The organism is Bacillus sp. z14 (2026), from assembly GCF_058313575.1.
The window spans coordinates 868,708-894,056 of the sequence record NZ_JBZFQK010000002.1 but is presented as its reverse complement, the minus strand read 5'-3'; the positions used below and the strand labels follow the sequence as shown (position 1 = coordinate 894,056).

At 35.4% G+C, this 25,349-nt stretch carries 19 protein-coding genes and 1 pseudogene; 3 read left to right on the top strand and 17 right to left on the bottom strand.

Translation table 11 applies throughout. The features are described from left to right. Positions 1-204: 204 nt before the first annotated feature. The 3 genes from AC4G3O_RS10380 to fosB all read right to left on the bottom strand — a co-directional run bounded on the left by AC4G3O_RS10380 (position 205) and on the right by fosB (position 3,004). Positions 205-915 carry a 6-phosphogluconolactonase gene (locus tag AC4G3O_RS10380; protein WP_066099884.1) on the bottom strand — a complete coding sequence of 237 codons (711 nt, stop codon included), beginning with the start codon at positions 913-915 and terminating at the stop codon, positions 205-207. Positions 916-1,290: 375 nt separating this feature from the next. Beyond that, positions 1,291-2,250: a DMT family transporter gene (locus AC4G3O_RS10375; RefSeq protein ID WP_491136130.1), complete on the bottom strand. Its 960-nt coding sequence runs from the start codon at positions 2,248-2,250 to the stop codon at positions 1,291-1,293. A gap of 334 nt (positions 2,251-2,584) precedes the next feature. Next, positions 2,585-3,004 (bottom strand): metallothiol transferase FosB, encoded by a 420-nt coding sequence (gene fosB / locus AC4G3O_RS10370; RefSeq protein ID WP_140461336.1) that lies wholly within the window; start codon positions 3,002-3,004, stop codon positions 2,585-2,587. Positions 3,005-3,182: 178 nt separating this feature from the next. Between fosB and AC4G3O_RS10365 the strand changes: the two genes are divergently transcribed. Continuing rightward, positions 3,183-4,556 (top strand): MATE family efflux transporter, encoded by a 1,374-nt coding sequence (locus AC4G3O_RS10365; RefSeq protein WP_490551759.1) that lies wholly within the window; start codon positions 3,183-3,185, stop codon positions 4,554-4,556. Between the two features lie 65 nt (positions 4,557-4,621). Here AC4G3O_RS10365 and AC4G3O_RS10360 read toward each other — a convergent pair whose 3' ends face one another. The 9 genes and pseudogenes from AC4G3O_RS10360 to coaA all read right to left on the bottom strand — a co-directional run bounded on the left by AC4G3O_RS10360 (position 4,622) and on the right by coaA (position 14,531). After that, positions 4,622-6,691: a catalase gene (locus AC4G3O_RS10360; RefSeq protein WP_491136129.1), complete on the bottom strand. Its 2,070-nt coding sequence runs from the start codon at positions 6,689-6,691 to the stop codon at positions 4,622-4,624. A gap of 323 nt (positions 6,692-7,014) precedes the next feature. Continuing rightward, entirely contained in the window at positions 7,015-7,164 is a 150-nt protein-coding gene (locus tag AC4G3O_RS10355) for a YvrJ family protein (RefSeq protein WP_066099896.1), read from the bottom strand. Between the two features lie 74 nt (positions 7,165-7,238). Next, positions 7,239-7,457, bottom strand: coding sequence for a DUF2922 domain-containing protein (locus AC4G3O_RS10350; protein WP_066099898.1), 219 nt, complete (start codon positions 7,455-7,457; stop codon positions 7,239-7,241). Positions 7,458-7,499: 42 nt separating this feature from the next. Then, positions 7,500-7,712 carry a DUF1659 domain-containing protein gene (locus tag AC4G3O_RS10345; RefSeq protein ID WP_066099901.1) on the bottom strand — a complete coding sequence of 71 codons (213 nt, stop codon included), beginning with the start codon at positions 7,710-7,712 and terminating at the stop codon, positions 7,500-7,502. 417 nt (positions 7,713-8,129) lie between these two features. Beyond that, a complete protein-coding gene (locus AC4G3O_RS10340) occupies positions 8,130-9,905 on the bottom strand; it encodes an ABC transporter ATP-binding protein (RefSeq protein WP_066102216.1) in 1,776 nt (591 codons plus the stop codon). 32 nt (positions 9,906-9,937) lie between these two features. Next, positions 9,938-11,677: an ABC transporter ATP-binding protein gene (locus AC4G3O_RS10335; protein ID WP_140461333.1), complete on the bottom strand. Its 1,740-nt coding sequence runs from the start codon at positions 11,675-11,677 to the stop codon at positions 9,938-9,940. A gap of 371 nt (positions 11,678-12,048) precedes the next feature. Further along, entirely contained in the window at positions 12,049-12,798 is a 750-nt protein-coding gene (pssA, locus tag AC4G3O_RS10330; protein ID WP_066099906.1) for a CDP-diacylglycerol--serine O-phosphatidyltransferase, read from the bottom strand. Positions 12,799-13,005: 207 nt separating this feature from the next. Then, positions 13,006-13,566 (bottom strand): annotated as a pseudogene (maa, locus tag AC4G3O_RS10325) (maltose O-acetyltransferase). A 29-nt stretch (positions 13,567-13,595) separates the two neighbouring features. After that, positions 13,596-14,531: a type I pantothenate kinase gene (gene coaA / locus AC4G3O_RS10320; protein WP_066099908.1), complete on the bottom strand. Its 936-nt coding sequence runs from the start codon at positions 14,529-14,531 to the stop codon at positions 13,596-13,598. A gap of 162 nt (positions 14,532-14,693) precedes the next feature. Here coaA and AC4G3O_RS10315 point away from each other — a divergent pair, with 162 nt between their 5' ends. Continuing rightward, entirely contained in the window at positions 14,694-15,638 is a 945-nt protein-coding gene (locus AC4G3O_RS10315; RefSeq protein WP_491136128.1) for an ATP-grasp domain-containing protein, read from the top strand. Positions 15,639-15,864: 226 nt separating this feature from the next. Here AC4G3O_RS10315 and AC4G3O_RS10310 read toward each other — a convergent pair whose 3' ends face one another. Together AC4G3O_RS10310 and AC4G3O_RS10305 are read right to left on the bottom strand one after the other, a co-directional pair. After that, entirely contained in the window at positions 15,865-18,171 is a 2,307-nt protein-coding gene (locus AC4G3O_RS10310; protein ID WP_491136127.1) for a tetratricopeptide repeat protein, read from the bottom strand. A 37-nt stretch (positions 18,172-18,208) separates the two neighbouring features. Further along, positions 18,209-19,960 (bottom strand): Hsp70 family protein, encoded by a 1,752-nt coding sequence (locus AC4G3O_RS10305; RefSeq protein ID WP_491136126.1) that lies wholly within the window; start codon positions 19,958-19,960, stop codon positions 18,209-18,211. A 388-nt stretch (positions 19,961-20,348) separates the two neighbouring features. Here AC4G3O_RS10305 and AC4G3O_RS10300 point away from each other — a divergent pair, with 388 nt between their 5' ends. Further along, positions 20,349-20,606 carry a hypothetical protein gene (locus AC4G3O_RS10300; protein WP_139891156.1) on the top strand — a complete coding sequence of 86 codons (258 nt, stop codon included), beginning with the start codon at positions 20,349-20,351 and terminating at the stop codon, positions 20,604-20,606. Positions 20,607-20,719: 113 nt separating this feature from the next. Here the strand turns inward: AC4G3O_RS10300 and AC4G3O_RS10295 are convergent, their stop codons facing one another. From AC4G3O_RS10295 to AC4G3O_RS10285, 3 genes are all read right to left on the bottom strand, one after another. Beyond that, positions 20,720-22,000 carry an ADP-ribosylglycohydrolase family protein gene (locus tag AC4G3O_RS10295; protein WP_066099922.1) on the bottom strand — a complete coding sequence of 427 codons (1,281 nt, stop codon included), beginning with the start codon at positions 21,998-22,000 and terminating at the stop codon, positions 20,720-20,722. A gap of 530 nt (positions 22,001-22,530) precedes the next feature. Beyond that, a complete protein-coding gene (locus tag AC4G3O_RS10290) occupies positions 22,531-23,385 on the bottom strand; it encodes a malate synthase (protein ID WP_066099925.1) in 855 nt (284 codons plus the stop codon). 753 nt (positions 23,386-24,138) lie between these two features. Further along, complete coding sequence (locus AC4G3O_RS10285; RefSeq protein WP_066099928.1) at positions 24,139-25,329, bottom strand: NRAMP family divalent metal transporter; 1,191 nt, start codon at positions 25,327-25,329, stop codon at positions 24,139-24,141. Between the last annotated feature and the right edge of the window lie 20 nt (positions 25,330-25,349).

Sequence of the window (25,349 nt, the reverse complement as noted above, 5' to 3'; positions counted from 1 at the left end):
ATTATAATTAACCTGAGTGTAACAATGGGCGTGATTCAAAAATGAAAGACAAAATCGTATTTTATCACTAATACAAAAAACGATTATCCGACCTCTTCACTGATTCAAAACCGATAAATAGTATAATGAATATTCAGAAAATGGTATGTAATAAAGCTGACTGATTATTTTACTTAATATTGATTTTTATACCATGTACGTTTTTTAAACCCTTAATAAGCTTCCAGCTTCCTGATCTAATAAGAAAGTTGTATTTTGGTGTAAAACTTTCTTTTGTGTATGTAAATGTAAATTCTCCTTTAACGTTTTCCTGATTATTTGCGCTTTATGCAAACCATTCGCCAACACAATAACTTCCCGTGCTCCCATTATATGTTTATATCCTACCAAGTAAGCTGCAGGCAGATCCTGTGTATCAGACTGATTATAATAATCCTTATCTCCTATGCGGCGAACATGTGAATAACAAGAAAAAGAACTACTGGGACTAATAAAACCAATCTTGCAATCTCCGCCAATTCCCAATAGGACTAAATCTAATCCCCCGTTTTTAATAATATCATTGTCAATTCTCTTACATTCCTTATGAGGTATCTCAGATTTTCCGTTAAAAAAAACCAATTGTGAAGCTTTGACATTAACTTTAGAAAAAAATTCTTTATAGAGGAATTGATTGCAGCTGCCTTCATCATAAGTGCTTCTGCCCATCCATTCATACATAACTGCAAAACGGCACTCTGAAAAATCAACCAACCCCAATGAATATTGGTTCGCTAATATCTCCAATACTCGCCTTAGACTATTTTCGGCAGGGAGACCTATAAAAAGGTTTGGTTTTTCATTGATTTCTTGTATGATTATTTCAGCCGCGGATGTGGACATTTCTTCGTAATCTTTAAAAATTGTATAGTTCATTTTCTCACAATACTCCTTCCAATATTTAAGCATTTAATTCATTATCCTAAAGATGTATTTCTATTCAGTCATTCATTAACTAGTCCAATTTGTGAAATTTAAGAGAAAGTACAGAGGCGGAGTAAGTAATCATTTATGTACTAAACAGAGGAGGTTATAAACTGTATTGAAGTTAGAAGTTATAAGAAATTGTTGGTTTTATCAAACTACCTTTCCAATAATACAATGCTTCCATCCTCCTAGGCAAGAAAGATGTCTGAAATTTTTGTTAAATTAATCAGAATAAAGTCTTACTAGGAGATAAAAAAAGAAAAAATGTCAATTTCAGCAGAATTAACATTTTAGAAGGATTACTATTTATATATTTCTACCTTTTTATATTTCTTTTGCAGTAATCGTATTCTCTTTCTTCTCAACAGAACTTAAGCTATGCAAGACTAATCCAAACATGACAATAAATATTCCAATCATAGCCGAGATGGACGGAAATAAAATAGATAAGAATATCATCTCTCCTGCTAAAGCAAACAAAATTTCCATGGATTGAGTGGCCTCCACCGCTGCCATCTTTTTCATATCACGGTTAACGAGATCGGTTGCTTTAAAAAATAGAACGGTGGCAATGACTCCTGAAGATATAGCAACTATCAATGTTTGAATATTTTGCATATGGCTTGGTGGTCCAACTGTAGACAGCGCCAGAATGGAGACGATAATCCAAAGAGGTAAGCTGGCTATGGTCATTCCTAGTACTCGTTGATATGCATCCAACCGACCTTTTGTAATTTCCATCATTTTACGGTTTCCTAATGGATAAGCAAATGCTGCTATCAGGATTGGGATAAAACCAAATAAGAATTCCTTTATTGTTAACTGATTCATATTTTCCATCTGTATCAATAAAATCCCCAGTAAAATAAAGCATGAGAAAAACAATTGCTTTTTAGGTATGATACCTTTTTTTGAATAAATCCCCTCTTTAAATTCAAAAAACAATGGTGTCAATAAAGTACCTGCCACTATTGTAATTTGCCAGGTTCCTGCTGTAAGCCACCCTGGAGAATATGCTGCAGCAAAACATAAAGGCAGATAGAACATCCCAAAACCAATAAAGCTCCAAAAAAACCATGCCTTTAAGTTTTCTCGCATAATAACAAACAATTGCCATAAATTCTTTCGGAAATAAACAATTGCCATTAAAAATGGAATCATATAAATATAGCGCAATGACGCACTCCAAAGCCAGCTACCTCCTGAGAGTTCCATTGACCTGTTTAGTATAAATGTCACCGCAAAGAAAAAAGATGCCAATATACCTAACAATATGGATTGCACTCACATCAACTCCCCATACTAAATTCTTCTCAAAATGGCTATGCCTTTCTCTTAAACCATCTATTATAAAAGGTTTTACAAATGTAAAAGATGCGTAGGTAAAATAAAATGTACATTTGGAATTATTAACAACCTTCTAATAACAAGAAAATCATTCTTTTCCTCAAACGTTTATCTATGAAACGTGTAATATTCGTAACGGCAAAAAAGTTAGAATTAAGGAACAAGTTTCAATCATTTTATCTTTTTTTAAATGCTGCGTGAATACATTATCATTGGCATCCAAGCTTAATAAATATAGAATAATGATTACTTTAAGCTGCTTTCACATCAACTAAAAAAACTTCATATGGGTTTTCGCTTCTTTATAATAGGAAAGACGATCATCAAGATTCCCAGTATGGAACTCAAATTTATGTCCATCAGGATCAGTAAAATAAACGGATCGCTGATCTTTTAGATCTCTTATTCTTCCTGGAAGAATATTCACGTTTAACTTTTTTAAGTGATTTATACACTCATCGAAATCTGCTTCTTCTACGGAGAAAGCTATGTGGGTATATGAATATTCTATGTCCCTCCGAGGTATCATTTTTTCTTCATTCAATGCTAACCATAAACCATTAAAATTAAAATATGCAGTTGTTCTCCCTTTTACAAGTAATTTCGCTTCGAACACTTGTTCATAAAATAAAATGGATTGATCCAGATTGGATACGGAAAATAACAAATGATTAATCCCTTTTATATTCATCCTTTATTCACCCTTTGTTTTTGGTTCATTATACTTGAAAACGAACCAAATCCCCCAGATAAAAGATACTTCCAAAAGATAAAACTCATGTTTTCATAATCTCTTCTATACATATAATGGTAAAGTATTATAGAATGATTTATTAGGTGTTTAATTTAAACTAAAGGAGTCAGACGGATTGGTAAATACAGAAAATTTAAAAAATCAATCGCTTTTTTCTATATCATGGCCTTTATTTATAGAGCTTAGCTTACATATAGCAATGGGGTTACTGGCTACATTGATGCTTGGACATTATTCTGACCTAGCTGCAGCAGGAGTAGGTGTCGCCAACCAATTAATAAGTATTTTTATCTTAGTTTTTAATGTCTCTTCTATTGGTGCGATGATCTTAATTGGACAAAGAATCGGGGCACAGCGTCTTGATAAAGCAAGACAATTATCAAGATCTGCATTTAGCATTAATGTATGGTTTGGTGTCCTCATATCTCTTATTGTAGTTATTTTCGGGCAGAGTTTATTGAATTTATTTGACATTAGCGGAGAGGTTTATGACTATGCTCTTCTATTCATAAGGATTGTTGGATTTTCTTTATTTCTTGAGTCAATTTCACTTGTTCTAAGCGCTATTCTCAGGAGCCATGGAAGAACAAAGGAACCTATGTATGTTTCACTCTTTATGAATATTATCAGTACACTAGGCTATGTCATTAGTATTTACGGAGTATTCAATCTTCCGATAACCGGTGTGACTGGTGTTTCATGGACGATGGTTATTGCTCGAAGTTTTGCAGTGGTCGCTTTAATAATGATCGTTGCCAAAGAGCTTGCATTGCGCTTCCGATTAAGTGATTTATTTCATATTAACACTGAAGACATGAAAAATCTTTTTCAAATAGGTATTCCCTCTGCCGGTGAAAATTTATCCTATCATTTTTCACAGCTGTTGGTAACTGCTTTCGTTGCCACCCTCGGTGATGCTTCATTAGTTGCACGTGTTTATTTAACGAATATTACAATGCTCTGTTATTTATTCAGCGTTGCGATTGGCGAGGGAACACAACTGTTGGTTGCAAGATATATAGGGGGCGGTCACTTTGATCAGGCCTTAAAAAGAGGAATGAAAACCGTAAAAATAGCTGTATTTGCCTCTACAGCTGTGTCACTGACATTTGCACTAATGGGAAATTCATTGATTGAGTTATTTACATCTGATGCGGCCATTTTAGCGATTGCTTTGCCTGTTCTCTGGGGAATTGCCTTTGTTGAACCTGGCAGAGCTGTCAACATTGTTTTAATGAGCTCATTAAAATCAGCAGGGGATGTTCGTTTCCCAGTCATTATCGGCATTTTATCTATGTGGACATTTACTGTAGGTTTCGGGTATTTGTTTGGCATTACATTCGGGCTTGGTTTACTCGGAATATGGATTGCTCAGGGAATTGACGAATGGTTCCGTGCAATCTTTGCAGTCAAACGCTGGCACAGCCGTCCATGGGAGAAAAAATTCGCTCATCAGACAAAAAAACAAGATCCTATTCATATTTCCTAACTGAGAAAAAGCCTCTAAATCCGTTGTTGTGGATTAGAGGCTTTTTAATCAATATTTGAACTTTCTTATTGAATACGATCCCAGTGGCGATGCTTAGCAACCGCTACAATAAACTGCTCAACTGACTTATTTATTGGTTCATCAGAAGCCGAGGTAATAATACCGGAAGCTCCATTAGATGTCCGGATAAATGGAGCAACCAAATCTGCAGCTTCTTTTGGGGCACCTATTGCTTTAAAGTGATTGAATGCATCCATTATAAACTCATTCACCTTGTTGATCGTTTTTAGAGCATCTACACTATGTTGACCCGAAGCAAGATAGACAGCATCATATAAAACTGAATCTGTTGTCAAAAACGTCTGGTCTACCTTTAACACAGCTCCATTAGCGCTAGTTATTTCTCCTTGGTTCTCAGAAACAATTTCAGCAATTAAACCAGCCTCCTCAAAGGCTACCAACGCCTGTTTTAAATCAATCCCATCAAATCCATTATGGACAAGGACAGCAACCTTTCTTGTCGCGGCACCCATGGTTGTATTCAATTGACTGAGTGCAGGTGATGAATCAATTACTTTTGATTCTTTAACTTCAGTATTTGATGGTACCTCAAGACCTAAACCAATCGCAATTTGTTCAGCCAAATAATGATCCACATTCGCATACATATTAACAACTTGTTGTTGGATATCCTTACTTAGACATTTACCAAGCTCAAAGCGGAATGCATCGATGATATGTTGTTTTTCTACTGAAGACATGCTGTTCCAAAATAATTTAGCTTGGCTGTAGTGATCCTTAAAACTTTCACTTCTCTTCCGAACTTTAGATCCATCTACCTTTTCCTGATAATGCTCGAAACCGCCTTCTTCAGGAGAGGCCGGTGATGGAGAATTATTGGCTAACCCATTTTTATTGTAGCTAACCTGTCCTTTATCGATACGCATTTGATGATATCCGTCACGTTGGTGATTGTGTACGGGTGAAATCGGGCGGTTAATCGGAATTTGTTGGAAGTTCGGTCCCCCAAGCCTTAACAGCTGTGTATCCGTATAAGAGAATAGACGCCCCTGTAATAATGGATCATTGGTAAAATCAATTCCCGGTACAATATGACCAATATGGAATGCCGCCTGTTCCGTTTCCGCAAATACATTATCCACATTTTTATTAAGCGTCATTTTACCTATTTTCTGTACAGGTATGAGTTCTTCTGGCCACACTTTAGTAGGATCCAGTATATCGAAATCAAACTTAAATTCATCTTCTTCCTTAACTACCTGAATACCAAACTCATACTCTGGATAATTTCCCATTTCAATCGCTTCATATAAATCACGACGATGAAAATCAGGATCTTTACCTGCGATTTTTTGCGCTTCATCCCAGACAAGAGAATGGACCCCAAGTATTGGTTTCCAATGGAATTTAACAAAATGGGCTTCTCCTTGTTCATTTACAAGTCTAAATGTATGGACACCAAACCCTTCCATCATCCGATAGCTTCTAGGTATACCCCTATCAGAGTTCGTCCATAGAACCATATGTGCAGATTCAGTATTATTTACAACAAAATCATAAAAAGTATCGTGGGCTGTTGCTGCTTGAGGCATCTCATTGTGTGGCTCAGGCTTAAAGGAATGAACTAAATCTGGAAACTTAATCGCATCCTGAATGAAAAATACAGGAATATTATTTCCTACGAGATCAAAATTACCTTCATCCGTATAAAATTTGGTTGCAAATCCACGGGCATCCCTTACAGAATCAGCAGATCCCCTGGAGCCTGCCACAGTGGAAAATCGTACAAAGACTGGTGTTTTTTTAGATGGATCCTGCAAAAAACTTGCTTTGGTCAGCTTCGTCATTGGTTCATACACCTGAAAATAACCATGTGCACCAAAACCACGAGCGTGGACAATTCGTTCCGGAATTCTCTCATGGTCAAAATGCGTCATTTTTTCCCGAAAATGAAAATCCTCCATGAGAGTCGGTCCACGGTCACCCGCTTTTAAAGAATGTTCATCTTCAGAAACTCGTACACCATGATTGGTTGTTAATTTTTTTTCACTATTATCCACTCTAAAATCATCTAATTGCTTGTCTTTTTTGTTTTGAATATGGTTATCAGCCATCATCTCTACCTCATCTCTTTGTCTAATGGTTTCATATATACATAAACATATATAAAAATACACATTTTTCAAAAAATACCACTGATTCATTATTTTTAAACCTTAAAAAGTTAAAAGGAATTAATATAGAAATGTTAATTAGGTAGAAAATAAAACATATAGGATAAAACTAGAAAGCCGAAGCCAGAGAGCTGTATTGGTGTTGAAAGCGGTTGTTATTTCATACGTATCACTTGCACTTACTACACTGGCACTTAGTATTCGCAATGAGTGATGGCCCAATAAAAAAAGCTTGCCATTCTTACTGATGGCAAGCCTTATAATTATTTTTTGATCAGTTCACTAAGCATTAAAGGCAATGATTGTATGGAATTATTCAGCATCTCCAGCTTCCCTTCAATACGGTATAAAAGATAAACGGTTACCACAATAGGGAAACCCACATCTTTAATTAACGGAATTAAATCGTTCACGGATTGCCACCTCCTCGCTCAATCCTTAAAAAATGGCTAATCCAGCTTATTTGGATTAGCCATCTGTTCATCAATTACATAAATGAATATTCGGTTTTTGCTGTTTCAACTAACTGTGCTTCTTCTTTACTAACGTAAAAACCTGATTTTGTTAAGAATACTTTCGATTCAATAATGATATCCATTGCCTGTCTAACCGCTTCTTGGTCAACTGGCATTTTTGGGTTATCAATTGATAGTTTAGCAGTTTTACCTTCTTCTGTTAGAAAATATAATTCTAGAACATTTTCCATCTGTAGCCCCTCCTTTCTATCCGATATTCCCTTCTACCGATACTAGATTTGCCAAGTATCCAAGCGCCTTACTCCTGCTACTTCATGGACTTGAAGAGAGATAATCGCATTTGCACATCGTTTTAATGCTTCACCATCCGCCCCATTATTAATATTGGATAGTGTTCTTTTCTGGGTGATTGGTTCCCCTTGTGCATCGACCCCAACAACAAATTCAATTTGCAGCTTTGTTAACTCTAAGAATTGATTTTCCATGTTCTCACCTCCTTTTCACCTCTTATATATAAATAAAGAAACTAAAAAGGAGCATCTATAAAAATATTATTTCTCTATTCTTAGCTAGTTTGGTATTTCTCGGCAACCGATGTATTTTTCTCGATATCGTGCTGTTTATATAAATGCAATTTGTACTTTTTTGGAAGTGAAGTACAGTTTTATTCTTGGCAGAAATATCGCTGTACTGATGAATGTAAGTGTAAGACTGAAAACAAGATAGCATACATGCTTGGTGCGGGGCTTTAGCATCAGTTGAACCAATCCGCTTGTCTCCCACAATTCGTTATTGCTTCTCATTCGTTTAAAGTGAGGATTTTGGCTCCAGTTTGAACAAAAAAAAGAGCAACAGAAGTAAATCCATTGCTCTTCTTTAAAAAAGGATATTATTTAGTGAAATCAAATCGTGAATTGGCTTTCATATAGTCTGTGATAATACCCTTTATTTTGAATAAGCTCTTCATGGGTTCCATGTTCCACAATCAACCCATCATCGATGACATATATACAGTCAGCATTCTCGATTGTTTTTAAGCGGTGTGCAATTACAAAGGTTGTACGACCCTTAGTCAAATTTTTCATTCCGTTTTGAATGGCTATTTCTGTACGTGTATCAATACTCGAAGTGGCTTCATCCAATATTAAAATATCTGAATCTGCTAAAACCGCTCGTGCAATCGAGATTAATTGCCTTTGACCCTGGCTTAAGTTGATACCACCCGATGTGATGACTGTATTATATTGATTTGGCAAATGTTTAATAAACTGGTGTGCAGCAGCAATCTTAGCAGCTCGAATGACCTCCTCATCAGAGGCATCCAGTTTGCCATAACGGATATTCTCCATGATTGTTCCAGAAAACAAATATGTTTCCTGTAGAACGATTCCTATCCTTTTTCTTAAATCTTCGACTAAATAATCCTCTATTAATCTGTCATCAATCCAAATTTCACCGCTTAATCGATCATAGAATCTTGATAGCAGATTAATAATAGTCGTTTTTCCTGAACCAGTTTTGCCTACCAATGCTATGGTTTGTCCGCTTTTAGCTTCTAAGGAAATACCTTTTATAATTTCCTTCTCTTTCTCATAGCCAAATCGAACACCTTTAAATCGGACATTCCCTTTTATAGAAGTCGCTGGTATAGCTCCCCTTTTATTCTTTAAATCAGGTACTTCATCCATTATCTCAAACACACGCTCAGCTCCTGCTATAGCGGATTGAATCGTATTCATCAAATTGGATAACTGATTGATCGGTCTGAAAAATAATCTTGAATACGTAACAAAAGCAGCGATTACACCTATTGTTGTCAGCCCATGCACCGACATGATGGCCCCAGTGCCAATAATCAAGCTAAGGCCGAGATTATTGATAAAGTTATTGACAGGGCCGAGAAAACCACCATATGTATCAGCCTGTATAGCCGATTCACGCAAGTCCTCATTGATCTTTTTAAACTCCTTGATGGTTTCCTGCTCTCGTCCAAAAAGAGTGATGACCTCTTTGCCGCTTATTGCTTCTTCTACATACCCATTCAGGTTACCTAAATTTTGCTGCCTCTTGGCATAATTACGGCTGCTCACTTGGATAATCTTTTTGGATGTAAAAATCATAAGGGGTATCACAAGAAATGAGACAATAGACAACACCCAATTTAATGCAAACATGGCGATTGAGACACCAATGATTGTCAGTAAGGAAGAAAAAATCTGGACTACACTTTGGCTTAATGCATTATTTAAATTATCAATATCGTTGGTTACCCGGCTCATTAAATCGCCGGATGAGCGTTTATCAAAAAATCGGAGGCTTAATGTATGCAGGGTTGAAAATAATTCTTCTCTAATTGTCCGAATCGTTTTTAATGAAATATGTATCATCAAGTTTTGCTGGAGCCAGGTAAGAATCGCACCTGCTATATAAATAACGGCTAATAGCAAAGTCATTCGAATAGAACCATCTACATCTTTAACAAGTACATATTCATCAATTGTGATACCAATATAATAAGGACCAAGCAAACTGAACACAGTCGAAAATAGTACGCATATGATTGACGCATACAGTGTTAATTTTCGCCTTTTAAGATAGGTCCATATTCTTAGGACCGTTTCCTTTTGATGTTTTGCCTTGCTTTTAGGCCCAAATGAATGTCTGTGACCTGGTCTCATATTCACTTGTTTTTGAGTTTGCGTCTGCTGGCTCATAGATGGCTCACCCCCTGCTCACTCTGTATAGAGCATAATTCACGATAGAGTTCATTTTTTTGGTAAAGATCACTATGGCTGCCAATTCCAGTTACTTTACCATCCTCAAGAACCAAAATTTGATCCGCATGTTTTAATGATGAAAGCTTTGAAGAAATAATAATTTTAGTTGAATCCGGATATTTATTTATCAATACTTTTCTGATACGGCTTTCCGATATCGCATCCACCGCTGAAGTAGAATCATCCAATATAATTACGGATGGCTTCCGTATAAAAGCCCGAGCAATGGATATTCTTTGTCTTTGGCCACCTGATAGGTTAGTTGCCCCCTGAGTGAGTTCATATGCATAATCCGGGTCTAATTGTTCTACAAATTGAAGGGCTTCAGCATTTTGAAGAGCTTCTGTCATGTCGTCCTTTGTTGCATTTTCATTACCCTGAGTTAAATTCTGACTAATAGTTCCAGAAAATAACAACGCTTTCTGCGGTACAAATCCGACGGACTTTCGTAATTCTTGTATATCCATATCTTTGATATCTATTCCATTCAACAGGATTTGCCCTTCATCCACGTCATAAAGTCTAGGTAGTAATTTGACCAGCGTTGTCTTTCCGCTACCTGTTGCTCCAATGATTCCAAGTGTTTGTCCACTCGGTACACTAAAAGAAACATTAGAAAGAACTCTCTCCCCATTTTTGCTATAACTAAAACTCACATTTTTGAATTCCAAAGTACCTTTATCCGGTACAGGAACAAGCGGTTGGTCAGATTGTTTAATGTCTTGCTCTGTATTCAATACATCAACAATCCGCCCTGCAGATGGAAAAGCTCTAGTGATTTGCATGAGAACATTACTGCTTGTCATAAGGGAGTTCAAAATGATTGTTAAATAATTTATAAATGCTACAATTACTCCCACATTCAAGCTTCCGTTATCAACCTTAATCGCACCCATCCAAATAGCCGCAACTATTCCCATGTTAACGATAAACAATAGTATGGGCATTAACCCCATAATGACTTGGTCAGCACGGATATTGACCGCTGTTAATTCCTTATTAACAATCTGAAATTGTTTCATTTCATGGTTCTGTGTACCGAATGCTTTAATTACCCTGATTCCAGCAAGGTTTTCCTGTAATTTCGTATTGACACGATCAATTGCCTTCTGCACCATTTGAAAAAGATGACCGGCCTTCCATGTAAATAAAACGATTAATATTGTTAATACAGGTACAACTGCCAGAAGAATTGGAAAAAGTTCTCTGGCAGTAAAAAACACAATAATAATACTGCCAATAAACATAATTGGGCCACGAACAAATATACGTAAGGTCATCATGACAGCCTGCTGCACGGCTGATATATCATTCGTCATAATAGTAATCAGTTTTCCAGCACCGAATTTATCTGTATTTTCTCCAGAAAAGTAATCAATTTTTTCGAAAACATCTCTGCGAAGGTCAGTTGAAAAATGGATCGCTGAGCGCGTACTGAATATCGTACTTCCCATACCACCAAGCAGCCCTATAATTGCAGAGAACAGCATAAATATACTCATTGTTACTACATAACGACTATCACTCGAAGCAATCCCTTTATCAATAATATTTTGCATGATTGTCGGCTGAATCAGGTCCATAGTTACTTCCACAATCATACATAAGGGGCCAAGCAATACAATTAACTTGTATGACTTTAGATATTTGATTAATGCTAAAAAAGAATTCATAAAAATACCCACCTTCACTTATGCTGTCAAACAATCAATTTCATTTACTTAGGATAATAGCTAGAAATAGTTGCAGGATAGCTTATCTCGGATGTCTTAATTTTCAGACTCCATATCTAAATCTGAATCCTACCCTTTCTTTCCGATTGTTACATAGGATTCTTCCCCAGCTATCCATTTCTCAAAAATTAACCATAAATAAACACCCCAAAAGTCAGATTCGAAATCCAACATTTGGGGTGTGAAAAAGCTCAGAGGATCATAAAACGTTTGAATATGAGTCTTCTTATTTTTAAAACCTGAATGCCTTTTAACTTTCTATGTCATAGAAACCAAAAAGGAATATAAGGTGCAGTAGACTCAATAGATCATTATTTCTTTTTCATTCCTTTATTAATTTTCTTTTTTCTGACCCGAATCGTTCTCATTTTTTTCAGACGAAACTTAGGTGTCTTACCTTTTATGTATCTGGCAATGATAAAGATAATATAAATAGCAATGGCAACATAGAAAAATTCAGGAACACTTTTAAACCCTGACTTTGCAATAAGATAAAACATATACAATAGGAATAAAGTTATAATGACCGTATAATAATTTAATTTTACCTTTTTGAAGCTTGGGATTTTAATGGTACTGACCATCAAGATTGCCAAACTAAAGAATATAATGACAAATACGCTGACATGAATCCAGTTTTCAAATAGTACTAAAAAGGCAACAAGTCCCCCTGCAAATGTAATTGGGATTCCTTTAAAATGCTTTAATGATTCCTCAGTAGGCGTAATATTAAATCTTGCAAGTCGATAACATCCAAAAAGCGGGAACAAACCGGCAATCAAAAGACCATATTGTTCAAAATCGTATAAATATGTATAAGATGCTAAAAAGGCAGGCGCGACCCCAAATGATACAATATCAGCCAATGAATCAAGCTGTTTTCCCATATCATCGGCTACCCTTAAAATTCTTGCCATTCTTCCATCCAGCGCATCAAGCATCAATGCAATAAAAATGAGTATAGTCGCATTTCGCACATCCCCGCTGATAATGTAAGAAATGGACAGATAACCACAATAAAGATTTCCTAAAGTCAATAAATTTGGTATATGTTTCTTCATTCTTCACATCCTCAATTTTGTTCGTACTTCATTTGAAGTTATAAGTGCTATTATATCTTAAACTATTAATTAAATTTTATCAAAAGTACCCATATAATGTAATCAAAATAATCTCATTTTAACAATAAGTTCATTTATCAATGGAATAATAGCACCAAGGAATATTATTCTTCCTACACAACTCATTATGTAAATGGGAATAGAATCTTATTCTTTATCAATTCGTTTTATAATACGGGCCGGATTACCGCCAACAACCACATTATCTGGAATACCTTTCGTTACAACAGTTCCTGAGGCAACCACTACATTGTTTCCAATTGTCACCCCTGGATTAATAACCGCTCGGCCGCCAATCCAGACATTGTCACCGATTGTGACCGGCTTTCCATATTCATTTCCTGAATTTCATTCATCAGGGTTGAGCGGGTGTGTGGCTGTATAAATATGAACACCAGGGCAAGCATGCAATTTTGACCAATTCGAACTTCGCATGTATCTAAAATAACACAATCAAAATTGGCATAAAAGTTTTCACCAACATGAATATTGTACCCATAATCACACCTAAAAGTCGGTTCAATATAGCAATTTTTTTCGGTTGAACCGAGTAACTTTTTTAATAAAGCTGTTCGTTCTGCATAATCAGTTTCCATTGTCTGATTATATAGTCTCGTAAGCTTCCTGGCACGGAGACGTTCATTGGCGAGCTCTTCATCTTGGCCTATATAATTCTCCATTAATCATTTTCTGTTTCTCAGTTGCCATACTTCACCCGCTCCCCATAGTACATCCTTTTAAATCTTTCTCAGCTTCACTGAGGAAATAGAATGATCTGAATCCTTCTTAAGAATAATGTTCGCTCTCGTTTTAGTTGGAGCTATATTTAAATCCAAGTTGATTTTGTTAATGGTGTTCCATATATTTGTTGCAATTTCGTCTGCTTCTTCATCCGTCAAATCGGCATAGCGGTGGAAATAAGACTCCGGATTGGCGAAAGCGGTTTTACGAAGCGTTTTAAAACGTTCAACATACCAATTATAAATATTATTTTCAGTGGCATCGACATAGATGGAGATGTCGAAGAAGTCTGATACATAAACACTTGGGAAATGATCATCCTGTTTAGGAGTCTGCAGAACATTAATCCCTTCCACTATTACGATATCCGGTTGTTGAATGACAGTATATTGGTTAGGCATTATATCATAATACAGATGCGAATATATAGGTGCCTTCACCTTTGGATGTCCAGCTTTAATCCTAGATAAAACCTTGATTAATTCCTTCGTATTATAACTCTCAGGAAAACCTTTTTTGTCCATTATTCCTCTTTCCTCAAGAACAGCATTAGGATAGAGGAATCCATCCGTTGTGATAATTTCTACCTGTGGAGTATTTGGCCATCGGGATAAAAGAGCCTGAATAATACGGGCTGTTGTACTTTTCCCTACAGCCACACTTCCTGCTACACCAATAACATATGGCACTTTTCTTGTAGTATTCCCAAAGAATGTGTCCGTGACCGTGTGCAGCATTTGTGATGAGTTCACATATAAATTTAATAAACGGGTTAACGGCAGATAAATAGTCGTAATTTCCTCAACAGAAAGCTTTTCATTAACACCTTGAAGTTCTTCTATTTCCGATTGAGTCAATGTCATTGGCGTATTAAATCGCAAGTTAGCCCAGTCTTTTTTTGAAAAATATCTGTATGGCGAAAAATTTGGCATGGTATCTCCCTTTTAATCTCTTTCTCAATCAACAGTATAAACTTTGCCAAACTGTTTTTCCACTGCAATAATTATTTTTCCTAAATTTCAACATTTGACCCAATTCCAAGTTAAATGGTATGATTTTCATAAATTGACGAAAACTAGAGGGAGATTTTCCTAATGACACATATACATATCATTCATGAAAATGATGACTGGACCAATCATTTAATTAATAGAATGGAAGAATTAAACCTTCCATACAAAAACTGGCATTCAGCTGAGGGCTTAGTCGATTTGACGGATACTCCGCCAGAAGGTATTTTTTACAACCGTATGAGTGCGTCATCCCACACACGCGGACACCGTTATGCACCTGAACTTGCTAGCGGAGTAATCAACTGGCTCGAACGTCATAATCGAAAAGTATTTAACGGTTCAAAGGCTTTAGGAATGGAAATCAGCAAAATCAATCAATATACTGCTCTTCAAGCTTCAGGTATCAAAACTCCTGCCACGATTGCAGCTGTCGGTCGGAGTAATATCATTTCTGCCGCTAAAAAACTTGGAACGACACCTTTTATTACTAAACACAACAGAGCTGGAAAAGGTCTTGGTGTGCAGCTATTTCAATCTGTAGAAGCCCTAGAGGAATACGTAAACAGCCCTCTTTTTGAAGAGCCAGTAGATGGGATCACACTCATACAGCAATATATCCTCTCCCCTGATTCTTCGATAACCCGCTGTGAATTTATCGGAGGAAAATTTCTATATGCTGTTCGTGTTGATACATCAAAAGGTTTTGAATTATGTCCTGCCGATGCCTGCCAAATAGAGGATTTATTTTGCCCAGTTGGAGAACAAGAGGATATATCTCCGCAATTTAAAATTATTAAGGATTTCAATGATCCTATTATTGCGAAATACGAAGAATTTCTTACCTCAGCAAGTATTGACATTGCCGGAATTGAGTTTATCCGTGATCAGGATGGAATGATTTACACATATGATATCAATACAAATACAAACTATAATTCCGACGCCGAAGCTGAGGCAGGCCTATATGGAATGCTTGAGCTCGCAAAATTTTTGGGAGCCGAATTAGATAAAGCAAATAGGTCTTAATCTAGCCTGTAGTTTTAATATTCTTTACCTATAATCTTAAAGAACGAAAGACCTCCAATTGTTTTTACAATTGGAGGTCTGTTAATTATATAATGAAATTTATTTTCATATAGAGCTAACTATACCATTACCAATTAGATGGTATTAAAGTTAATTTAACGTATTATTTATTGAATCATTTCTTGTATTAATTAGCAAAACGACTAACCCAAGGTCAAAAAATAATTTATAGGTTCTTTGTCTCTATAAAAAGAGAGGTAAACGCGACTTGCAGCAATGTAGTAGCTATTGGCAAGTCCCCGTTATTTTCAGCCACTAATGCACAAGTTAATGAACCGTACAACAATAACACCGCAAATACATATACGGTTAACTTTCCATTAAATAACCGATTAATTATTTTTGTAGTATTAATTATTGATACGATTATCAACAAAAAAATACTTATTCCAATATACTTTAATACACTAAACTCTGTTAATACGTTTTCTGCAGACCACTGGATAGCATAATAGATACCTGATGCGAATAAATAAGTTTTTACTCCGTCAAAAATGATTGTTTTAACATTGACCTTAATTGCGTCATTTGGACTATGAACTTCCTTAATAATATATAGAGGAAACAACACTATTAAATATATTCCCACAGAAACCCAGTTTACTCCATAATTTAATAGGAGGGATAAAAATTCCGGGATTTCTCCAACGTCTGCTTCAGTTAACCAAGGTTTAATTAACCCCTCCGTGTAAAACAACAAGAAACAAACACATCCAAACAATAATATCGCTATGGTTAATATCCGCTTTTTATTTAAATATATATATTGTACAATCTTTGCCTGAAGTGTCCTTATATTATCAAACTTGATTAGTTGATTTAACCATGATGGATTTATATAGAAATACAAGCTTGTAAAGATCATCCATGCAAATAATATCCCAAAATAGATTAATACATTAGCTATATTAAAATCAGTTGGAAGAACTTCTTGTAAATAATACAAAGATACTAAACACAATAAAATATAAGAACCTGAAGTTATCCCAATCATTATAATTGGCCTATAAGTAATCTCTCGCTCTATTTTTCTTATTCTTCCTTTAGCCGTTTCATCACTTACTTTGTTGTAATGAACCAGTGCTTTTTTATAATTCTTAGTAGTGCCTTTCCCTTTATAATAACAGTCACCTAAATCTAAATGAGCTTGATTGTAAAAATCATTCGAAGCATGCAAATTATTGACAAATTCCTTTAAATGACTAAAACCAACTTGTTCATTTTTTACGCAACCCTCTCCACTGAAACACATCTGACTTATCCGATACAACGAATTTTTATTATTTCCTTTTTTAGAATTGATTTTATTTATCGCCTCTTCATGTAATTTTATTGCCCTATTCAGATCCCTAGGAAGGCTATCTGTACCTGTATAATATAATTCAGCTAATTCATACAGTGCATAACTGTGATCAATAATATTAGATTCTTTAAAATGCTCAAAAGCTTTATCAAACTCTTTATTTTTTAATGCCTCACGACCACAATGATACTCATAATCTTTTATAGAAAGAACTTTTTGCAATGTTTGTTGAGTATCTTCCTCTCCAAAATCCTTATGCCCGACATTGGCGATATAATAATCCGTAACAGGAGAAATACCTTTAATGCCAAAATACTTGTGGTTTTTTAATAAAAACAAGATGAATTTTTTTTCATCGATACCTTCTTCTTTTACTTTCTCCAATAAAATATCTTTGAAATAAATGGTAGTAATATCCTTATCTTTTATATTCAGTAATAATTGGATAAACATTGAATATTTTAGAAAATGTTTATATTCCTCATAGTGATCTTTGAAATCATTTGTTAAGAACACTTCTTTTTCAAACTTTCTCAGGATATCCTTCTTATTAATATATTTTTTATAACTACTATCATTTGGGTGCTCATCATATATTTTTTGTAAATCATCTTGTTTTTGCTTGATTTTATTTTTGACTGTTTCATAGTTTGCTTTTTCATCAAATCCAAAAGCAGTAAATAAATTCACTTCTCCTAACTGTTTCAATTCATTTTCATAAATGGCTAGCTTATTAAGTAGATTCATTGATATGGCTTCATCTGGTCTTTCTTTAGCTTTAAATATCTCTTTGACTATTTTTTCAATTTCCGATTCATCTAGATATTGATGGTATTGTTTCTTTAAAGCTTCAAGATCCATATCCTCTTCATTAGATTCGATTAATCTAGTTTTTAGTTCCGATTGCTTCTCCTCTTTAATTTTCAAGTAATACCGTTGTCGTTCTGTCGGATTTTTTAAAATATCAAATTCATGTGCTTTCAATCTCTTTAAATTTTCAGACGCTTCATCGCTTTTCTTACCTAAATGTTTTAGCTTTAATTGTTTCCATCTGTTTTCCGTTTCTAAAAAAGCTTTATTTATTTGCTCTTCATACTCAGAAGTAGGATTTAATATCAGCGACTCATCCACTTTAAGTTTAAACAAATCAAAATAATTATCATTCGTCATATCAATCACCACATTCCAAGGTTGTATGATTTTCTTCTTAATTGAATGATTGGTGTTTATTACGTTCTATAGCTCGTTTTGTTTCCTCAGTGGATAAAGAGTTCGAAACATCAAAAGTACCATTATACATACTATTTGTTTCTTTATGAAAGGCACTAACTTCCAATAAACCAGCACTATTCATGCGAAGTGTGATCTCAATAGGTGTTCCCTTCGGCATGCTATTTGGAAACTCAAGTATTCCTGATCCAATTTTATTACCTTCTTCAAGTTCAGCCTTTGCACTCATAGTAAATGATTCATATACGTCAATATCCACTCCAACTTGCCCTTCATCCATCGTATAAAACATCAGGGTTTGTTTTTGTGGAAGTTCATCATTTCTTTTTATAAAATTAAAGATTACTAGTTTATCTCTGGAAGAGTTTTCATAGGCTGCTGTTCCGTATGTTCTTGGAGAAACATTTGTAAAAATCATGCCACGCGATTCTTGCTTTTGAACCATATGTCTTGGCAGTACATCTTCATACTGTTTGATTATGCTTTCATTTCCCTCCTGAATCGCTTCTTTCACAAAATCATAATCTTGCTCGCCAACTGATTTTTTTACCAATTGCCAGTCTTCTTCACTGAATTCCACATAATCATTGCTTGCACAAATGGCCGCTCCCTTTGCAACAGCCTCATCCAAGTCTGCTTCTTTTGCTTTAATACCATATTTACTCTGAATTAATTTTGATACTTGAGGCATTTTGGAAGAACCCCCGACTAATAATATGTCGGTAAGTTCTTCATGAAGATATTTATTTATTTCTTCATTCGTTATAGCTTCAATATCTTTTCCATATTTTTTCGCTGCAGCAATTTTCAAACATTTATCTGTATAACTAATACTTCTTTCTAATAGATCCTTCGTTTTTTCATCAAATTCGTTGCGTGTCATCGTAAAGTTTATTCGTCCTGAATCACCAATAATCATAATTGGTGCTGATTCTCTGTTGCTCAGAGTTATTTTAGTTTGTTCCGCCTTTAAAAATAACTCCTGTAAGATATCCAGGTTTTCTCTAGGGTCTTCACCCTTTTCTTCTATATATTTTTCAGCAAAATATTGAACAAGTGCATCATCCCAATCTTTCCCGCCTAATGTATGACTACCATCTGTACAAATAACTCGCGGAATACCATCGTGGACTTCAATAATCGTAACGTCAAATGTACCTCCGCCTAAATCATAAACCATAACGGTTTGTTCTTTACCCTTATTAACATGAGCATAATTTAATGCTGCAGCTGTAGGCTCTGGGATAATATTCATTACATTTAAACCTGCAATCTTGCCTGCAGCCTTAGTTGCCTCTCTTTCAGCCATACCAAAATAGGCAGGACAGGTAATCACCACATCCTTAATATCTGGATTTCCATCACTTAATTTCCCTATTTTCCTTAGCTCAGCATTAGCATCCTTGACTATTTTCGTAAGAATCTTTGCCGAAATCTCTTGTGGAGACATACTTATTCCATGAATTGTTCTCATAATTGGCGCCTTTGTTTCATCGTCTATTTTCCCCATATCACGCTTAATAAAGGCTACCGTATTATCCGGTTCAGATACCAAGCTTTGTTTTGCTACTTCTCCTACTACAATATTTTCCTGTGATTCAAAATAAACAACAGATGGTGTTGTAGCATTGCCTTCTGCATTTTTTAATACAATTGGATTTTGGTTTTCATCGATATACGCCACACATGAAAAAGTTGTTCCCAAGTCAATTCCTAGTCCTTTGACCATTTGCCCTCTCTCCTTCCCATTAGCTTGTTTTCGATTTTATAAGTCTATTTCTCTTAATAAGAGCATTTATTCTATATTAATATAATTTCTCTAAATTCTTATAATTAAACGTTAATTCAAGTTATTTAACGATTTTTTATACCTGATTGGTTGGTCAGATTAAAGTTTGTAATTATATAAAAGAGAAAAAGTGAATTAACAGCTACGGTATCAAATATCGTATATTAATTTTTATAACGAATAAAAACACAAAGGCTTTACTGCCATTGTGCTCTTAGAATAATGGTTCAAACTTATGTATATGTTGTAATCAAGCACTTGAATTTGTTTATCCATCAAGCAACACTTATAATAAACCTGATTCTATACAAATAAAGGAGTTTCTATCGTGATTGAATTTTACAGCTGGCCCTTATTAAAAAATTATTTAATAACAGAATACGATTTTCAGGAGCACGGACTTGAAGAAGCATTCAGCACATTCGAAAGAAAGGTAATTTTAAAGCATGGATTAACAACTAGTGCTCAGCCTGCCACTTTTCCCTTTAATTGGTTAACAGAAGATGGAGTGGATGTGACACTTAACTTTGCCTTTATCTTTGATGAAGAGGAAGAAGAAAAAAAGTATGCGATTGTTATGTATTGATACATATACGTGAGGATTACGCCCAGATGATTATTTAAAATACTCTGGATATAATCCTTTATTAATTACACAATATTGGTACTTAACATTCTTCTTTCCGGATACTCACCAGTTTAACAAATTCCATTAATACCAGTAGAATTATTCTCATCAATCGTTTTCAACCTTTTTAGCCACTTCACCATGCATCCATTCTCAAAAAAGCTTAGCAGAGCCCCCTCACTGAATCGCTCCGCTCGAGTGGCACCCATAATGAGTGCAAGGATACATTGGGCATCGAGAGAATCCTCATCCGCATTACGCATTGCTTCCTGATTCCATTTAAGACCATTCCTCTCCAAAATATCACTGTAACTGGTCAAATTGTATTCCGGATGGGATTCGGAAAAGTGATAGAATTCCTTAACAAATAAATTTATAAGCTTTTTATACATGACATATGGCATTTGGATGGATTGCCCTAGTGTTTCATTATACTCTCGATCTATAAACCATTCACCAAAGGAATCCGTATCACAAATTTTAGGTATATATTTTGTTAGTACTGTGAACTTACCAGAGTGATGTTCGTTCTTATAAAGACACCAGTCATCGTAAATAGACTGCAGTTCATCATCCAAATAGGTTAATACCTTTTCCTTCAGGGTTTCAGGTACTCCGTAATACGCTTCCGCTATAGCGCCGGTAATGGCTGCCAGAGTATCACTATCTCCACCAATCGAAATGGCATTACGAATTGCATCTTCAAAGGACGTTGATTCTAAAAAAGCAACAATCGCTTGCGGAACGGTCTCTTGGCATATCTCATTAAACACGTATGTGTCTCGGATTTGATCAATTGAGAAATCTAAATGATAGTAATAACCATTAATCCTATTTTTAATTTCACTTTTGGTAAATCCACGTCTCGCCATAAATATGGCTAGAGCGGTAGCCTCAGCACCCTTTATTCCCTCTTCATGATTATGGGTTGTTCTGGTAACAATCTTAGATAAATCCTTTGCTTCATTCTCGGTTCTGGCTAAAAAACCTACAGGACTTATTCGCATCGCTGCCCCGTTTCCAAAACTGTTATAAGGTTCGGGATTATCACTGAAGACCCATTTCGCAAACATCCCACCAAACCCACAATTCGGATATTTACGCCCCAATTCTTGCATAAATGTAATCGACATACTCTCAAGTAGTGTCTCGTACTCACCGTCATAATCCCTTGCAGTGATAGAAGAGTGAATAGACCCTTCTGTCTCCATAAAAGCTTTAGCAATCGCAAGAGTCATAATGCTGTCGTCCGTTACTCGGCACTCTTCGGTAAACAACTCAAATTCCTTGCTACGATGATTATTAAATTCAAAACGAGATCCAACAACATCACCTATAATCGCACCAATCATAAATAATCCCTCTCTCTCATTACTCAACTCACTATTTCAAGGCTTAAAAAACGAAAGGAAATTTAGACAGACAACTGTAACAACCTTTAAGTCATTAGCATTACCTTGGTAATAAAAAATCAAATTTCTAATGTTCCAGCTTCTCTTACTGAGGTTTCATTGTTCACGAAAACAAATATAGTTTGCAAAAGAGCTATTCAAATTTTTAAATATATCTACACTTCAGTAACCACTCACAGTATAAAATTAATTATATATACGTCTCCACCAATATTTTAATATAACATCAAGTGGTTCATATACCTATAAATCAAAAATCAGATTTTTAATTTTACTTTTTCACACGGCATATAAAAAACCCTAATCTCCGCTCAGAGATTAGGGTACTTTCATTCGAATTAAAACTGTTTCAATCTGTGTCATTCACTCAACCTAGAGTATACTATATGTGTGTACACATGATCCTGTTGGTTTTAATGACATATGCTCGCTATTTTTTATTCGTCTTCAACTAATCTTTAGACTAGCGTCTAAGTACGCATTATAGCGCCATTAGGCTTTGGTATATCTTGTTCCATGATCTGATTCATTTTACAAAAATGATTAAAGAATTGCTGTGCAAGTTCTCGTTCATTCGGGTCACTTTTCAACGAAATGATAGCAAGTAAAATTTGAGCCATCCATAAATTATCGAAATAACGGTATTTACCTGTATTCCATGTCATTTTTTCTGGATTTTTCTCATTTACATAATATTCCCAGAAAGCCAACTGATCTGATTCCTCTTCTGTAAGTTGGATTCTGTATTTTGAATGAGCAGGAATAATTCCATCTTCACACATCTTTCCGACAAAATTTTCATGCACCATATAGACACCTAAGATACGTCTGTCTTTTTCAGACATATTGGAATCGACTGCAGTTAACAGGACAGCGCTATTTTGATGTAAACGGACTGGCTTGTTCGGATTTCCTTTGTTTTTACCGCTTTTTATTACACCCGAAAAAACCTTCCACTCTGAAAGAGAACTATTCTGTTCTTCTGTGTCACACCAAAAAACCATTTGTGATTCAGGATGTAGCTTATGATGCTTCATAAGTTTTTCGTGTTCTACGCGAAGTTCCTGTTTTTTTCGTTGTAGTTTTTTTTCTTCTTCCTTTTTCCATTCTTCCTCTTTTAGTTCGTCTTCCTTTTTTTGTATAATTTCTTCGAGTGACTTAGCATCACTTTTATCATGTAGTTTTAGATGCTCTCCAAAAACATCAGGGTAAACAAACATTTTATTTTCCGATTCGAAATTTATTTCAATTTTAGACTCATTATGCCCAACTATACTACCCGTTCCAAAACGTTTGTGTGTAACTTTCTTATTGATTAGATTCATTATTAAAGTCCTCCTTGTATATAAAAACTCGTTTACTAATAAAGTGAAACTTTGCTCGGTGAAGGTTTTCTTTCATCCCCTCCCGAGCATTCGTTGAACCAATCGGGTTCTTACCGACGCTTATCTCCGCCTTAACCGTGATTGCTTCTGCTTACGTTTGAAGGCGGAGTCTTAGCACCAGTTTGAACGGGATAAATAGTTTATTGAAAATTTTATTCAACTAACTTACTTTAAAGCTTAAAAAACATCTGAATTTTCCTTCGTTTTATAAAAGTATATAAAAAAAACGTATGCAAATTCTATCTGTAAAGAAAAGTCCAGCGGAATTTGAAATACGATAAAAAACAACTGTAAAACTATTATACCATTTTTTTGATATTTTTACAAATTAATTATTGACAAAACATTTTGTGTTGATGTAAAATGAAATTTTATTCCACGCACTTACGTATAATAACCATAAATTTAAGGTGTATAAAAAGGCGCAAAACTCTAAGGAAATCCGCTTAAATCACCGCTGATTACCGGTGATAAACAGGGGTGAATATAATATACAATAAGTTGATTCCTTTCCTGGAAAATTAACCGATGAATGAATCCGTGCCACGAACCATATATGCGGAACATTACATAAAAAGACCCTGATTTTCACAAAGATTATATGAACGAAATTAGGGTTTTGATTAAAATCTAGATGTTATAACTTCTCAATGGATTAAATGATATTGAGACTCATTAATCAAAGATTATTTACTAAAACAATTGTGACAAACCATTAATGAGTGAATAACCTCCCATTATCGCCATACCAATAACGATAACTACACCAAAAACAGTAAGCCATAAAGGCTGTTTATAGTCTCCTACTATTTTCTTCTTATAGGCTGCTATTAGCATAACACCAAGAGCCACAGGAAGAATCAAACCATTTAATGCCCCCACCAGCACGAGAATCTGTACAGGCTGGCCAATTGTCGCAAACACTGCCGTTGAAATAACGATAAAAGCAATGACAAACCATTTTTGATAACGATCAACAAAACTACTAAAGGTTTTGATAAAGGAAACCGATGTATATGCTGCACCTATAACTGAAGTAATGGCAGCAGCCCACATTATGACCCCAAACATTTTATATCCTACATTCCCTGCAGCTTGCTTAAAGACAGAGGCTGCCGGATTACCGGCATCCAAAACAAAGCCCTGTGAAACCACTCCCAATACTGCTAAAAACAAAAATATTCGCATGATGGATGCAATGCCAATGGCACTAACCGCACTCTTAGTAACTTGAGGTAAATTTTGTTTTCCAGTCAACCCGGCATCAATTAATCTGTGCCCACCCGCAAAAGTTATATAACCACCGACTGTTCCTCCAACCAATGTGACAATCGCCAGCAGATTAATCTCATCAGGCCACACTGTATGTACAAGAGCTTTGGCATAGGGAGGATTAGCTGTGAACATTACATAAACAGTAAGAAAAATCATAATAAAGCCCATAATTTGTACAAACCGATCCATTACTTTACCAGCCTCACGAACTAAGAATATTCCTACCGCAACTAATCCACTTAAAAGCGCACCCCATTTTGCATCGACCCCAGTGATTACATTGATACCGAGTCCTGCCCCCGCAATATTCCCAATATTAAATGCTAATCCCCCTAATACAATTAAAGTAGCTAAAAAATAACCTAATCCCGGTAGTAATTCATTCGCTATATCCTGCGCCCTCTTTTCTGATACAGCTATAATTCTCCAAATATTCACCTGTGCCCCAATATCTATAATAATGGATATCAAAATAACAAAGCCCATACTCGCCAATAGCTGTTCAGTAAATACAGACGTTTGTGTTAAAAATCCTGGGCCGATCGCTGATGTGGCCATTAAAAAGGCAGCCCCTACTAAAATACTCAAATGCGATTCTTTCTTTTTCATACGACTCCCCCATCCAGCTT

Bases quoted from the DNA above. Each gene is read 5' to 3' on its own strand.
- AC4G3O_RS10315 (WP_491136128.1), top strand. From the start codon at position 14,694: ATGACACATATACATATCATTCATGAAAATGATGACTGGACCAATCAT.
- AC4G3O_RS10290 (WP_066099925.1), bottom strand. From the start codon at position 23,385: ATGAATCTAATCAATAAGAAAGTTACACACAAACGTTTTGGAACGGGT.
- AC4G3O_RS10360 (WP_491136129.1), bottom strand. From the start codon at position 6,691: ATGGCTGATAACCATATTCAAAACAAAAAAGACAAGCAATTAGATGAT.
- coaA (WP_066099908.1), bottom strand. From the start codon at position 14,531: ATGCCAAATTTTTCGCCATACAGATATTTTTCAAAAAAAGACTGGGCT.
- AC4G3O_RS10305 (WP_491136126.1), bottom strand. From the start codon at position 19,960: ATGGTCAAAGGACTAGGAATTGACTTGGGAACAACTTTTTCATGTGTG.
- AC4G3O_RS10380 (WP_066099884.1), bottom strand. From the start codon at position 915: ATGAACTATACAATTTTTAAAGATTACGAAGAAATGTCCACATCCGCG.
- AC4G3O_RS10350 (WP_066099898.1), bottom strand. From the start codon at position 7,457: ATGGAAAATGTTCTAGAATTATATTTTCTAACAGAAGAAGGTAAAACT.
- AC4G3O_RS10295 (WP_066099922.1), bottom strand. From the start codon at position 22,000: ATGATTGGTGCGATTATAGGTGATGTTGTTGGATCTCGTTTTGAATTT.
- AC4G3O_RS10340 (WP_066102216.1), bottom strand. From the start codon at position 9,905: ATGAGACCAGGTCACAGACATTCATTTGGGCCTAAAAGCAAGGCAAAA.
- fosB (WP_140461336.1), bottom strand. From the start codon at position 3,004: ATGAATATAAAAGGGATTAATCATTTGTTATTTTCCGTATCCAATCTG.
- AC4G3O_RS10310 (WP_491136127.1), bottom strand. From the start codon at position 18,171: ATGACGAATGATAATTATTTTGATTTGTTTAAACTTAAAGTGGATGAG.
- AC4G3O_RS10285 (WP_066099928.1), bottom strand. From the start codon at position 25,329: ATGAAAAAGAAAGAATCGCATTTGAGTATTTTAGTAGGGGCTGCCTTT.
- AC4G3O_RS10335 (WP_140461333.1), bottom strand. From the start codon at position 11,677: ATGAATTCTTTTTTAGCATTAATCAAATATCTAAAGTCATACAAGTTA.
- AC4G3O_RS10345 (WP_066099901.1), bottom strand. From the start codon at position 7,712: ATGGAAAATCAATTCTTAGAGTTAACAAAGCTGCAAATTGAATTTGTT.
- pssA (WP_066099906.1), bottom strand. From the start codon at position 12,798: ATGAAGAAACATATACCAAATTTATTGACTTTAGGAAATCTTTATTGT.